The sequence below is a fragment of the Pelagibacterium halotolerans B2 genome, from assembly GCF_000230555.1.
Lineage (GTDB): Bacteria > Pseudomonadota > Alphaproteobacteria > Rhizobiales > Devosiaceae > Pelagibacterium > Pelagibacterium halotolerans.
Map to the genome: position 1 here is coordinate 3,412,644 of NC_016078.1, position 12,527 is coordinate 3,425,170.

Below are 12,527 nucleotides of genomic sequence, written 5' to 3' on the forward strand. Positions count from 1 at the left end.
GTTGAGGTTTGCGGCCCTCCGGCTTCCCGCCGGATCGGGTGCCGCGCTATTTTTACGATTGGTCCATGCCACAGCTTCTGCATCACAAGCTCGACCCTTCTTCCCGGCTCATCCGCCTGATGCTTGCCGAATACGGCATCGATGTCGATCTGGTGGACGTCGCGCCCTGGCGGCGTGACCCCGATTTCCTCGAAATCAATCCCGCCGCCTCCGTCCCCGTGATGCTCGATGAGCCGTTTCCGCCCATCGTGGGCATTCTGGCCACCATTGCCCATATCGAGGACAATTTCGGCCCCGAGGGTCATATCGAGGCCCTGTTGCCCGAAAACGCCGGCGAAAAGATCGAGGTCTGGCGCCTGCTCGAATGGGTGCTGCTAAAGCTCGGCCCGGAAGTGACCGCCTATCTTCTCGAAGAAAAGCTCATCAAGCGCGATCTGCGCTCGGGCGCGCCCGAGCCTTCGGTCATCCGCATCGCCAAGGCCAATCTCACAGAGCACCTTGCCTATTTTTCCTGGGTCCTCGCCACCCGCCGCTGGCTGGCTGGCGATACGCTGACCCTGGCCGATTTCGCACTCGCCGCCCATATTTCCGTGCTCGATTATATGGGTGACATCGCCTGGGAAAAGGCCGGCGAGATCAAGGACTGGTACGCCCGCATCAAATCGCGCCCCGCCTTCCGCCCGCTGCTGGGAGACCGGATCGTGGGCATGCCGGCCTCGACGAGCTACGCGGACCTCGATTTTTGAGCGCTGGCGGCGAAACCATCGTTGCCCAACTGCGCGCCCGCGCTTCGTTTCTCGGGTTTTCCACCTTCGGCATCGCCCCTGCCGACGCCCGCCCCGACCTGCCGCAAAAACTGCAATCGGCGCTGCAAAGCGGCTGGCATGGCGATATGGAATGGATGGAAGAGACAAGGGACCGTCGCGAATCTCCCGCGGCCCTCTGGCCGGCGGTGAAATCGGTCGTCATGGTGGGCGCCAATTACGCACCCGATGAAAACCCGCTCAACCGCCTCACCGACAAATCCCTCGCCAATGTCTCGGTCTATGCCCAGATGCGCGATTATCACGACGTCATCAAGGGTCGGCTCAAGGATCTGGCCGGTCTTCTCGCCCGCCGCACGGGCGCGGAAGTCAAAGTGTTCGTCGATACAGCCCCTGTGATGGAAAAGCCGCTGGCCGAGGCCGCGGGCCTCGGCTGGCAGGGCAAACACACCGTCCTACTGTCCCGCGACGCGGGCTCATGGCTGTTTCTGGGGACCATTTTCACCTCGGCCGAACTGCCCGCCAGCACGCCGGAAGCGGAAAAATGCGGCACCTGCACCAAATGCCTCGACATCTGCCCCACCGACGCCTTCCCCGCCCCCTTCCGCCTCGACGCCCGCAAATGCCTTGCCTATTATTCGGTCGAGCATAAGGGCCAGATCCCGCTCCAATTCCGCAAACCCATGGGCAATCGCGTTTTTGGCTGCGACGATTGCCTTGCCGTTTGCCCCTGGAACAAATTTGCCAGCGCCACACGCGACGCCAAGCTCTCCGCCCGCGAAACGATCCGCGATGCCGGGCTGAGCGACATGCTGGCGCTCGACGACAGGCGGTTCCGCGATTTTTTCGCCCAAACCCCTGTCAAGCGTCTCGGCTCGGCCCGGTTTTTGCGCAATTGCCTCGTCGCGGCGGGCAATTCGGGCGACCGTCATCACCTGCCCGCCATCGAGCGGCTTTTCACCCATGAAAGCCCGCTGGTGCGCGGCATGGCCATCTGGGCTGTGCGCCAATTGGCCGATACCGCCGAGACAGAGGGCTTGCGCGCCAAAACCCTTGCAACCGAAACCGACCCGGAGGTCAGAGCCGAATGGAGCCAATGAATTTCTTCGTCTTCGGCGCCGGCTATTCTTCTCGGGCCAGTATTGAGGCCCTGCGCACATTGGGAAGCGTCTCCGTCGCGGCCACGACCCGCACCCCGGAAAAGGCGGCCGATCTGGCGGCCCTGGGCATGACGGCCCATGTGTTCGATGGCACGGCCCCGTCGTCCTCGCTGCGCCCGGCGCTGGCGGAGGCCACCCACATTCTGGTCTCCATCGCTCCCGGCGCTGATGGCGACCCGGTGCTCGCCCATCACGCGCCCGACCTTCTGGCCGCGCCGAACCTGAAATGGATCGGCTATTTTTCCACCATCGGCGTTTATGGCGATGCCGAAGGGGATTGGATCGACGAGACAGCGCCCACCGAACCGCTCTCGGCCCGCAACCGTTACCGGCTCGATGCTGAAGCGGGCTGGCAGGCGCTGGCCGAAGAAAAAGCCGTCCCGCTCGCCATTCTCCGTCTCGCCGGTATCTACGGCCCGACGCGCTCGCCATTTGAAAAGCTCAAATCGGGCACCGCCCGCCGCATCGTCAAACCCGGCCAGGTCTTCAACCGCATCCATGTCGAAGACATCGGCGCCATCACCGCCCTCGCCGCGCAAAACCGCCTGCGCGGCATCTTCAACGTCTGCGACGATGAGCCGGCCCCGCCCCAGGACGTCATCGCCCACGCCGCCGGGTTGCTCGCAATGGCGCCGCCGCCCGAGATCGCCTTTGAAGACGCCGATCTCTCCCCCATGGCCCGCACCTTTTATGCAGGAAACCGCCGTGTATCCAACGCCAGGATCAAATCCGCGCTCGGCTATGGGCTCAAATATCCCACCTATCGCGAGGGCCATGCCGCCATATTGCGCCAACGTGACGATTGACGCGCGGCCAATTGCACCCTATCTCGCGCGGATGGTCAAAAAGGCATCAACTTCCGCTCCCTCTCAGCGCATGCTTCGCGTCGGCGAACGCGTGCGCCACGAGATCGCGGCCCTGCTCGCGCGCAACGAGATCATCGATCCGCTCCTCGAAACCGTCACCGTCACGGTCCCCGAAGTGCGCATGACGCCCGATCTCAAGCTCGCCAACGTCTATGTCATGCCGCTGGGCGGGGAAAATGCCGAGGACGTGGTGTCCGCGCTCAATGCGCACGCCAAATTCATTCGCGGCCGCATCACCCCGGCGCTCGATCTCAAATATGCGCCCCAGTTCCGCTTCTTCGTCGACAAGACGTTCGACGAATATGGCCGCATCGATGCGATTTTGCGCTCGGAACGCGTGCAGCGCGATCTGGCGAGCGACGACGACGGCGAAGACTGAACAAAGGACGTGCAGTGAGCGAAGCTCAAAAAAAGCGCGTCAAGCGCGACCTGTCGGGCTGGCTTGTGTTCAACAAGCCCTACGACATGAGCTCCACCGAAGCGGTGGGCAAGCTGCGCTGGCTTTATGGCGCCAAAAAAGCCGGTCATGCCGGCACCCTCGATCCGCTGGCCACCGGCATTCTGCCCATCGCCTTCGGGGAGGCCACAAAGACCGTCCCCATCGTCCAGGACGGCACCAAGATCTATCATTTCGATATCGTCTGGGGCCAAGCCACCTCCACCGACGATATCGAGGGCGAGGTGATCGCCACCTCCGATATCCGCCCCACCCAACAAGCGCTTGAAGCGATCCTGCCGCGCTTTACCGGGCTGGTCACCCAGGTCCCGCCTGCCTTTTCGGCCATCAGGATCGGCGGCGAGCGCGCCTATGATCTGGCCCGCGCCGGCCACAAGCTCGATATGCCGCCCCGCGAGGTCGAAATCGACGCCCTCGAAGTGATCGCCCACACCCCCGAACGCAGCAAACTCTCGGTCACCTGTTCCAAGGGCACCTATGTCCGCGCCCTGGCCCGCGACATCGCCGAAGCGCTCGGAACGAGGGGCCATGTGGGTTCACTGCACCGCGCCCGCGTCGGACGTTTCACCGATGCGGATGCCGTCACCCTCGAGGCCATCGAAGCTGCGGAGCTTTCCAATCGCGATAGCCTGCTGTTGCCCGTTGCCGCCGGACTTGCCGATCTGCCCGAAATTAGGGTCGATGCCCGTCAGGCGGCCACCATCAGGCTGGGAAACCCCGTGCTCCTGACCGGTCGCGATGCACCGATTGCCCTTGATGAGGCATGGGCCTCGCTCAAGGGTGAGGCCGTGGCGCTCGGGTTTGTCGAGGCCGGGCAGTTCAAGCCCAGGCGTGTAATTCTGGGTTGAGGCGATCGGACGTCCCGCAGGCCCTTTACCCTCCCCCGATGACAGGCTAAAGGTTTGCGGGTCCATAAGGATCGGTCGTCCGACAATGTCTCAATCCGCCCCGCAGAACGAGAATAATCGGGCCGAATCCGAGGAGCGGAAAACGCCGCGCGGACCGCTTTCCATTCCAATCCTTTTCTACCTCGCCTTCCTGGTCGCCGTTGTCGTCCTGCCGGCCACCGCGTTCACCGCGGTGCTTTTGGCCCGTCACAATGTCGCCCAGGAGGAAACCGTCCAGACCTTCACGGTCGCGACCGCCCGCTCGGTCCTCCAGTCGGTCGAGCGCGAGATTGCGGGCATGATCACCACCCAAAGGGTGCTCATGAGCATCGAGGCGCTCAATAATGGAGATCTGGCGCAGTTCCACGAGCACGCCCAGACCGCGCTGGCCGGCACGGGCTCGTATTTCATCGTTGCCGACGACCAGGCCAACCAGTTGCTCAACACCCGCGTTGCCTACGGCACGCCGCTCGGTCAGGTATCCGATCTCGAAACCGTCCGGCGGGCGCTCGAAACCCCCGACGCTGTGGTGTCCGATGTGTTTTTCGGCCGCACGGCCCAGGAATATGTGTTCAACGTTGTGCGCCAGCGCCCCGGCATCATCCCGCCCCAGCTCGCCATTCTCACCCAGAATGCCTCATCGCTGTCCAACGCGCTCCTGACCCGCGAACTGCCGCAGGGCTGGCACGTGGCGCTCGTCGATTCCAACAACACGGTTCTTGCCGCCTCCCAGGATGCGGCACGCATCGGCGAGCCCCTGTTTATTCCGCTGCGCGAGGAATCGGGTGGGACGCGCTGGATCGATGCCAACATTTCCGGCGAGGACTACAAGACAATCACCCAGTATTCGATCCTGACCGGTTGGTATGTGGTCGCCTGGGCCCCCTCCGCGCTGGTCACCGAGCCCTTGCGCACCACGCTTTTGTGGCTGCTGGCCGGAGCGCTGGTCATTGTCGGGCTGGCCGGCTTTGCCGCCTCGCTCATCGGCAAGCAAATCGCCTCCTCGGTGCGCGGGCTCGCCCGTCAGGCCCGTGCAATGGGCGCCGGGCAGGAGATCGTCGCCATCCCCTATCCGGTGCGTGAACTCGCAGCTGTTTCCGAGGCACTGGCCAATGCCGGAGCCAAACGCCGCCAGGCCGAAACCGAGGCCCGGTTCTTGATGCGCGAGGTGGCGCATCGTTCAAAAAACCAGCTCACCGTCATCTCGGCCATGGCCAAACAGACCGCCCGTGGTGTCGACAATGTGGAAAAATTCGTCGAGAATTTCCAGAACCGGCTCTATGGCCTTGCCCGCTCCACCGATCTGCTTCTGACCCACGGCACCCAGGGGATAGGGCTGCGCGACCTGTTCCGCACCCAGATCGATCCGTTCCGTCCCGAGAACCCATCCCGTGTGGTCAAGACCGGCGTCAATGTCTATCTCAACGTCCAGGCCGCGCAGGTCCTGGGCATGGCCGCCCATGAACTGGCCACCAATGCCGCCAAATATGGCGCATTCTCGCGCGAGGGCGGCAAACTCACCGTCAACTGGAACCGGGCCGGCGGCGACAGGCTGCATCTGGTCTGGCGCGAAACGGTGCCCGATTTCTCCCCGCCGTCCGACCGCAAGGGTTTCGGCACGGTGGTTCTGCAAACCATGGTGGCCGGCGCGCTCAAGGCCGATGTTGAGCGTACGGTTCACGCCGATGGCATCGAATGGGTGTTTTCGATCCCCCTCGAACAGATCGATCCCGATCGTGACAGCCCTGACGCCGAAGAGCCCGAAGCCGGGCTTTGACCGGACCGAAACGAGAAAAAACTTCTCATTTGCCCCCCGATACCCTATATCGGCGTCAGCAAAAGGGTCTCCCTTTGCCCATTCAACGGCCATTCCTGGACGGCATCCCGGTATTGGCGTCACGCAACTCCTTGTTTTCGAAAGGGATATTACGATGTCGATTACTGCTGAGCGCAAGGCTGAGCTCATCAAGGACTATGCTACAAAGGCTGGCGATACCGGTTCTCCGGAAGTTCAGGTCGCCATCCTCACCGAGCGCATCAACAATTTGACCGACCATTTCAAGACCCACGGCAAGGACAATCACTCCCGCCGCGGGCTGTTGAAGATGGTCGCGACGCGCCGTTCGCTTCTCGACTATGTCAAGCGCGGCGACGAAGCGCGGTATCAGAGCCTGATCGAACGGCTCGGCATCCGCCGCTAGAGCGTGTCCAGCAAAAGTGGAAACGGTTTTGCGGTTCGGACACGCGATAAAACAAAGGCTTAGAGCCAAGGATTTGATTCAATCAAATCCTGAACGGCTCTAGTGTTTTGAACTTCGGTGCGGGGCCGGCAACCCGGAAGCGTTCTCAGAAAAAGTGGAAACCGGTTTTTCGCTTCGAGACCGCGACCAGAAAAGGGACCGCTGGCCCCGTATCGCATCGGCAACGGGCAATGGGGCCCGTTGTCATTCTGCCGGAAGCGCCTTCGGGGGGCATGGCAGGATCGCCGGAGGCTCCGGTCACTTCTGCAACAGAAGCCTGAGCCTCTCGCCATCTTGTCCATGTTCCGGAACTTGAGGGACGCCTTTGGCGCCACCGGCGACAGGCTCTTTTCCGACGCTGCTAGCCAGCGCGTCGGGAGCCTTTCGCACAAGAAGGAATGTCTCATGACAATCAATTTCGACCACCACAAAGTCGAACTCGACTGGGGCGGGCAGCCCTTAACGCTCGAAACGGGCAAGGTCGCCCGTCAGGCCGATGGCGCCGTGCTCGCCACCCTTGGCGAGACCGTGGTTCTGGCCACCGTCGTATCCGCCAAGACGCCCAAGGCTGGCATCGATTTCTTCCCGCTCACCGTCAACTACCAGGAAAAATACTTTGCCGCCGGCAAGATCCCCGGTGGTTATTTCAAGCGCGAAGGTCGCCCGACCGAAGCCGAAACCCTCACCTCGCGCCTGATCGACCGCCCGATCCGTCCCCTGTTCCCCGCCGGGTACAAGAACGAGACCCAGGTCATCATCACCGTGCTCCAGCACGATATGGAAAATGAGCCCGACGTGCTCGCCATGGTTGCCGCCTCCGCCGCGCTCACCATTTCCGGCGTGCCTTTCATGGGCCCGATCGGCGCCGCGCGCGTCGGCTATATCGATGGCGAATACGTCCTCAACACGCCCCTGGACAAAAAGGGTGATTCCAAGCTCGACCTCGTCATGGCCGGCACCGCCGACGCCGTGCTGATGGTGGAATCGGAAGCCAAGGAGCTTTCCGAGGACGTCATGCTCGGCGCCGTGATGTTCGGTCACAGCCAGAGCCAGAAGGTGATCGACGCGATCATCAAGCTTGCCGAACTGGCCGCCAAGGAGCCCCGCGAGTTCGAGCCCGCCGACATGAGCGCGCTCGAGGGCGAAATGCTCGCGCTGATCGAAACCGAGCTGCGCGACGCCTACAAGAACACCGACAAGATGGCCCGCTACGACGCGGTCGATGCGGTAAAGGCCAAGGTCAAGGCGCACTTCATCCCCGAAGAGGGCGAAGCGGCCTATACGCCTGAACAGGTCGGTGCAGTGTTCAAGTCGCTGCAGGCCAAGGTCGTGCGCTGGAACATTCTCGACACCAAGACCCGTATCGATGGCCGCGATCTCGAAACGGTCCGCCCCATCGTGTCCGAAGTCGGCGTCCTGCCCCGCACCCACGGCTCGGCCATCTTCACCCGCGGTGAAACCCAGGCGCTGGTCGTTGCCACGCTCGGTACCGCCGATGACGAGCAGTTCATCGATTCGCTTGAAGGCACCTACAAGCAGAACTTCCTGCTCCACTACAATTTCCCGCCCTATTCGGTCGGTGAAGCCGGCCGCATGGGTTCGCCCGGACGCCGCGAAATCGGCCACGGCAAGCTCGCATGGCGCGCCATCAATCCGGTTCGCCCCACGGCGGAAGAATTCCCCTACACCCTGCGTGTGGTCTCCGAGATCACCGAATCCAACGGTTCGTCCTCGATGGCGACCGTGTGCGGCACCTCGCTGGCGCTCATGGATGCGGGCGTTCCCATGAAAAAGGCCGTCGCCGGCATCGCCATGGGCCTGATCCTCGAAGGCGAAAAATTCGCCGTGCTGTCAGACATCCTGGGTGATGAAGATCACCTCGGCGACATGGACTTTAAAGTGGCCGGCACCCATGACGGCGTGACAAGCCTGCAGATGGACATCAAGATCGCCGGCATCACCGAAGAGATCATGAAGATCGCCCTGGCCCAGGCCAAGGACGGACGCAAGCATATCCTTGGCGAAATGGCCAAGGCCATCGACACCGCGCGTTCGGAAGTGGGCGAGTTCGCCCCGCGCATCGAAACGCTCAAGATCCCGACCGACAAGATCCGTGAAGTGATCGGCACCGGCGGCAAGGTGATCCGTGAGATCGTCGAAAAGACCGGCGCCAAGATCAACATCGAAGACGATGGCACGGTCAAGGTTTCCTCGTCCGACGGCAAGCAGATCGATGCGGCCATCAAGTGGATCAAGTCGATCACCGACGAGCCCGAAGTTGGCGAAATCTACCAGGGCACAGTGGTCAAGACCGCCGATTTCGGCGCGTTCGTGAACTTCTTCGGTGCCAAGGACGGTCTGGTGCACATCTCCCAGCTCGCCGAAGAGCGCGTGGGCAAGACCACCGACGTCGTCAAGGAAGGCGACAAGGTCTGGGTCAAGCTTTTGGGCTTTGACGAGCGCGGCAAGGTCCGCCTCTCCATGAAGGTCGTCGACCAGGAGACCGGCAAGGAAAAGACCAGGGAAGAAGCCGACGCCGAGTAACCGGCCAGCTTTTTTCAAGTAATGCACAGCCCGGCGCCCCGAAAGGAGCGCCGGGTTTTTTCGTGTCGCGGGCAAAAAAATAGTGATGAAATGTCGGACGGACGCATCGGGAAGCGTCCTTGCGACAGACACGCATCCAAGGGAGAGAAAAATGCGCTTCATGGTGATGATAAAGGCATCCGCAGACAGCGAGGCCGATATGGAGCCCCAGGAGGGCCTGCTGCTCGAAATGGGCAAATACAATGAGGAACTGGTCAGGGCCGGGATCATGGTCGATGGCGCGGGCCTGATGTCGACGTCGAAAGGCGCCCGCGTTCAGGTCGCCGATGGCAAGCCCATCATAACCGATGGCCCCTTCACCGAGATCAAGGAAGTGATCGCCGGGTTCTGGATCTGGAACTGTTCTTCGCTGCAGGAAGCCATCGACTGGGTCGCCAAATGCCCCATCGCCCACGGCCAGGACCGCTTCGAGATCCGCCAGATGCACGAACTCGAGGATTTCGCCACCGAAGGCGAAGGCTATGAGCAGCACAAGAAGGTCGAAGCCGAACTCGCCGCGCAAAAGTCGGGGGCCTGACCATGCCCAAAGTCAAATCCGCCGATGGCAGCGCCATCGGCTATGAGACCCATGGCACCGGCCCGCTCGTGATCGTTGTCGCCGGCGCCACCCAGTATCGCGCCGTCGATACCGATACGCCCAAACTGGCCGACATCCTCGCCCGGCGTTTCACGGTCGTGCTTTACGACCGGCGCGGCCGTGGGGGAAGCGGCAACACCGAGCCCTACGCCGTCAACCGCGAGATCGAGGACATCGAAGCCCTGATCGATGCGCTCGGCGGGTCTGCCATGCTCTATGGCATGAGTTCGGGCGCCGTGCTGGCCTTGGAGGCCGCCGCGTCCCTTCCCCGCAAGGTTACCCGGGTCATCTGCTACGAACCGCCCATCAACACCGCCCAATCCAAGGATGACGCTTTCTCCGATCTGGCGGAGATGGAAGCTTATAAGGCTCGTGGCGACGGGGCCGGCGCCATGGAGGCCTTCATGCTCTCTGTCGGCACGCCGCCCGAGCATGTCGAAGGTTTCAAGCAGAGTCCGCAATGGGCGGCCTATGCCGCTGTCGGAACCACCATCGCCCACGATTTCCGCATCCTGGCCGAGGCCACAAAGACCGATATGAAGGCCCGCTGGCGCGGCATCGCCCAGCCTGTCCTCGTCGTCAATGGCGATCAGAGCTTCGATTTCATGGCCGCGGCAGCCGACACCGCCGCCGCATCGCTGCCCAGCGCGACACGGAAAACCCTGCCCGGCCAGGGACACGGTCCAGCACCCGACAGTGTCGCGCCGGTCATCATCGAATTTTTCTCCTGAGGCATCGAAATGAAAAAGACCCATTCCGGCTCGTGCCATTGCGGCGCCGTCCATTTCACCGCTCCTCTCGATCTCGATGAGGGCATCCGCAAATGCAACTGCACTTTTTGCTTCAAGACCGGTTATCGCAAGGCGTTCGTCTATGGCGATTCGGTGCGGGTGACCCGGGGTGAAGCCCATATCGGCCATTACACCGCCGATCCCTCCTCATGGCCGCAGGGCACGATCGATCACATGTTCTGCAAGACATGCGGCACGCAGGTCTTCTCGCGCGGCTATCTCGAATTCGAGCCCTTCAACGGCTGGTTCCACGCCGTCAACGTGTCCACACTGGACGATGTGACGCCTCAAGAGCTCGATGCCGCCCCCATCGTCTACGAGGACGGCCTTCACGACCAGCAGATGCAGGCTCCGACCCTGACCGGTTATCTCTAGAGCGCTTCCAGGATAAATGGGCACCACTTATCCGGTTCGAAAGCGCGACAAAACAATGCTCTAGGGTCGCATCTAGAGCGGCGACCGCCCTTCGGGCAGCACGCGATGCGGTGGCGTATGGCCGTCGAGGAAGGTGCGGATATTGACGATCACCGTCTCGCCCATCTCGATCCGTGCTTCGAGCGTTGCCGAGCCCATATGCGGGGTCAGCATCACCTTGTCGGCCCGGGCCAGCTCAACCAGCTTGGGGTTCACCCCCCTCTTGTGCTCGAAAACGTCCAGCGCGGCGCCCGAAAGGTGCCCCGACGCCACGAGGTCGGCCAGCGCGTCCTCGTCCACCAGTTCCGGCCTTGAGATATTGACGACGAACGCCCCCGGCTTGAGCCGCTTCATGCAGTCCGCTGACAGGATGTTGACGGTATCGCGGGTATGGGGTGTGTGCAGCGAAACGATGTCGACATGCTCGGCCATCTCCTCGAGCGAGGCCCAATAGGTCGCGCCCAGCGCCTCCTCGATCTGCGGCGCCTTGCGCGTGCGCCCGCAATAATGGATCGAAAGCCCGAAGGCCTTTGCCCGCCGGGCCACCGCCGTGCCGATGCGCCCCAGCCCCACGATGCCCAGTGCCTTGCCCCCGAGCCGCCGCCCCAGCATCCATGTGGGCGACCAGCCCGGCCATGTGCCGTCCTTGAGCAGCACCCTGGCGCCCTCTGTCACCCGGCGCGGCACGGAAAGCATCAGCGCCATGGCCATGTCGGCTGTATCCTCGGTCAGGACCGAGGGTGTGTTGGTGACGGTGATCCCCGCTGCATGCGCCGCTTCGATGTTGATGTTGTCGAACCCGTTGCCGAACTGGGCAATCAGTTTGACCCCGCTGGGCATCTGCGCGATGAACCCCGAATCGATGCGGTCGGTTATCGATGAAACCAGAACGTCGGCCCCGTTGAGCGCGCTCAATAGCGCCGTCGAATCGAGCGGGGCGTCGCTCTGGTTGAATGTGACCTCGAACAGCGCCGCCATGCGCGCCTCGACCGGCTCCGGCAACCGGCGGGAAACGACGATTCTGGCCCGGTCCCGGGTCACACGATCACCATTATTGCAGACTAGCTCCGACACCGGTTTTTATCATTTTCAGCGACCATTAAGGTCGCGCGAGTACTGTTAGGGAAAAAGCGTCGCGCTGCAAAGTCCTGCCGCGCATGCCGGTTCCGCGTTCATCGGATTTCATGAGTAAGTTCTTGCGTATTTTCCTCTCCCTTCGCCTGTTGGTGGTGCTGGCTCTGGCCCTTTGCGCGCCGGCGTTTTCGGTGGCGCCGGCCCTCGCCCAGAACGCTCAGGTCGGCACGGCGAGCGGCCTGCCCATCCCCCGGTTTGTTTCGATGCGCAACGCGCCCACCAATGTCCGCGTCGGCCCCGGCACCAATTACGATATCGCCTTTACCTTCCTGCGCCCCGGCGTTCCCGTGGAAATCACCGCCGAATTCGATACCTGGCGCCGCATTCGCGATGTGGAAGGCGATGAGGGCTGGGTGCACCAGAACCTCGTGGTCGGCGACAGGACAGCGCTGGTCGCTCCCTGGCAGGCCGAAGGCCCCATCGCCTTGCGCGTGGCCGCTGGCCCCGAATCGGCCGTGCGCGCCTGGCTCTCCCCAAACATGCTGGTCTCGGTGCGCACCTGCACAGGCACGGCCTGCGAAATCCGCCTCAGCCACACCGGCCCCGATGGCCACGCAACCACCTATCAGGGTTTCGTCGCCCAGGAGACGCTCTGGGGTGTCTATGAGGGTGAAGTTTTCGACTGACCGGTCC

Annotated in this window: 13 protein-coding genes; 12 read left to right on the forward strand and 1 reads right to left on the reverse strand. The window is 62.6% G+C overall.

Going from position 1 to position 12,527, the window contains the following annotated elements; all coding sequences use genetic code 11:
* Positions 1 to 65: 65 nt before the first annotated feature.
* The 11 genes from KKY_RS16760 (at position 66) to KKY_RS16810 (ending at position 10,721) form a co-directional block, all read left to right on the forward strand.
* A complete protein-coding gene (locus tag KKY_RS16760) occupies positions 66 to 746 on the forward strand; it encodes a glutathione S-transferase family protein (protein WP_041529595.1) in 681 nt (226 codons plus the stop codon).
* Entirely contained in the window at positions 743 to 1,864 is a 1,122-nt protein-coding gene (gene queG / locus KKY_RS16765) for a tRNA epoxyqueuosine(34) reductase QueG (RefSeq protein WP_014132572.1), read from the forward strand. Before KKY_RS16760 ends, queG begins: the two co-directional genes overlap by 4 nt.
* Complete coding sequence (locus tag KKY_RS16770) at positions 1,861 to 2,730, forward strand: SDR family oxidoreductase (RefSeq protein WP_014132573.1); 870 nt, start codon at positions 1,861 to 1,863, stop codon at positions 2,728 to 2,730. The genes queG and KKY_RS16770 overlap by 4 nt, the downstream gene beginning before the upstream one ends.
* A 31-nt stretch (positions 2,731 to 2,761) precedes the next feature.
* Positions 2,762 to 3,169 (forward strand): 30S ribosome-binding factor RbfA, encoded by a 408-nt coding sequence (gene rbfA / locus KKY_RS16775; protein WP_041529596.1) that lies wholly within the window; start codon positions 2,762 to 2,764, stop codon positions 3,167 to 3,169.
* Positions 3,170 to 3,183: 14 nt separating this feature from the next.
* Positions 3,184 to 4,095 (forward strand): tRNA pseudouridine(55) synthase TruB, encoded by a 912-nt coding sequence (gene truB / locus KKY_RS16780; RefSeq protein ID WP_014132575.1) that lies wholly within the window; start codon positions 3,184 to 3,186, stop codon positions 4,093 to 4,095.
* 85 nt (positions 4,096 to 4,180) lie between these two features.
* Positions 4,181 to 5,911 carry a sensor histidine kinase gene (locus KKY_RS16785; protein ID WP_014132576.1) on the forward strand — a complete coding sequence of 577 codons (1,731 nt, stop codon included), beginning with the start codon at positions 4,181 to 4,183 and terminating at the stop codon, positions 5,909 to 5,911.
* A gap of 154 nt (positions 5,912 to 6,065) precedes the next feature.
* The gene (gene rpsO, locus KKY_RS16790; protein ID WP_014132577.1) at positions 6,066 to 6,335 is read left to right on the forward strand and encodes a 30S ribosomal protein S15; all 270 of its coding nucleotides are present in this window, start codon (positions 6,066 to 6,068) and stop codon (positions 6,333 to 6,335) included.
* A gap of 444 nt (positions 6,336 to 6,779) precedes the next feature.
* A complete protein-coding gene (pnp, locus tag KKY_RS16795) occupies positions 6,780 to 8,918 on the forward strand; it encodes a polyribonucleotide nucleotidyltransferase (protein ID WP_014132578.1) in 2,139 nt (712 codons plus the stop codon).
* A gap of 151 nt (positions 8,919 to 9,069) precedes the next feature.
* Positions 9,070 to 9,495, forward strand: coding sequence for a YciI family protein (locus KKY_RS16800; protein WP_014132579.1), 426 nt, complete (start codon positions 9,070 to 9,072; stop codon positions 9,493 to 9,495).
* A 2-nt stretch (positions 9,496 to 9,497) separates the two neighbouring features.
* Positions 9,498 to 10,286, forward strand: a complete 789-nt coding sequence (locus KKY_RS16805; protein ID WP_014132580.1) for an alpha/beta fold hydrolase — start codon at positions 9,498 to 9,500, stop codon at positions 10,284 to 10,286.
* A 9-nt stretch (positions 10,287 to 10,295) separates the two neighbouring features.
* Complete coding sequence (locus KKY_RS16810; protein ID WP_014132581.1) at positions 10,296 to 10,721, forward strand: GFA family protein; 426 nt, start codon at positions 10,296 to 10,298, stop codon at positions 10,719 to 10,721.
* A 72-nt stretch (positions 10,722 to 10,793) separates the two neighbouring features.
* On the opposite strand, the gene KKY_RS16815 is transcribed toward KKY_RS16810, so the two are convergent.
* Positions 10,794 to 11,801 carry a 2-hydroxyacid dehydrogenase gene (locus KKY_RS16815; RefSeq protein WP_014132582.1) on the reverse strand — a complete coding sequence of 336 codons (1,008 nt, stop codon included), beginning with the start codon at positions 11,799 to 11,801 and terminating at the stop codon, positions 10,794 to 10,796.
* Positions 11,802 to 11,944: 143 nt separating this feature from the next.
* Here KKY_RS16815 and KKY_RS16820 point away from each other — a divergent pair, with 143 nt between their 5' ends.
* Positions 11,945 to 12,520, forward strand: coding sequence for an SH3 domain-containing protein (locus KKY_RS16820; RefSeq protein ID WP_041528858.1), 576 nt, complete (start codon positions 11,945 to 11,947; stop codon positions 12,518 to 12,520).
* Positions 12,521 to 12,527: the final 7 nt, after the last annotated feature.

Bases quoted from the DNA above. Each gene is read 5' to 3' on its own strand.
- KKY_RS16760 (WP_041529595.1), top strand. From the start codon at position 66: ATGCCACAGCTTCTGCATCACAAGCTCGACCCTTCTTCCCGGCTCATC.
- KKY_RS16770 (WP_014132573.1), top strand. From the start codon at position 1,861: ATGAATTTCTTCGTCTTCGGCGCCGGCTATTCTTCTCGGGCCAGTATT.
- rbfA (WP_041529596.1), top strand. From the start codon at position 2,762: ATGGTCAAAAAGGCATCAACTTCCGCTCCCTCTCAGCGCATGCTTCGC.
- KKY_RS16785 (WP_014132576.1), top strand. From the start codon at position 4,181: ATGTCTCAATCCGCCCCGCAGAACGAGAATAATCGGGCCGAATCCGAG.
- rpsO (WP_014132577.1), top strand. From the start codon at position 6,066: ATGTCGATTACTGCTGAGCGCAAGGCTGAGCTCATCAAGGACTATGCT.
- pnp (WP_014132578.1), top strand. From the start codon at position 6,780: ATGACAATCAATTTCGACCACCACAAAGTCGAACTCGACTGGGGCGGG.
- KKY_RS16800 (WP_014132579.1), top strand. From the start codon at position 9,070: ATGCGCTTCATGGTGATGATAAAGGCATCCGCAGACAGCGAGGCCGAT.
- KKY_RS16805 (WP_014132580.1), top strand. From the start codon at position 9,498: ATGCCCAAAGTCAAATCCGCCGATGGCAGCGCCATCGGCTATGAGACC.
- KKY_RS16810 (WP_014132581.1), top strand. From the start codon at position 10,296: ATGAAAAAGACCCATTCCGGCTCGTGCCATTGCGGCGCCGTCCATTTC.
- KKY_RS16820 (WP_041528858.1), top strand. From the start codon at position 11,945: ATGAGTAAGTTCTTGCGTATTTTCCTCTCCCTTCGCCTGTTGGTGGTG.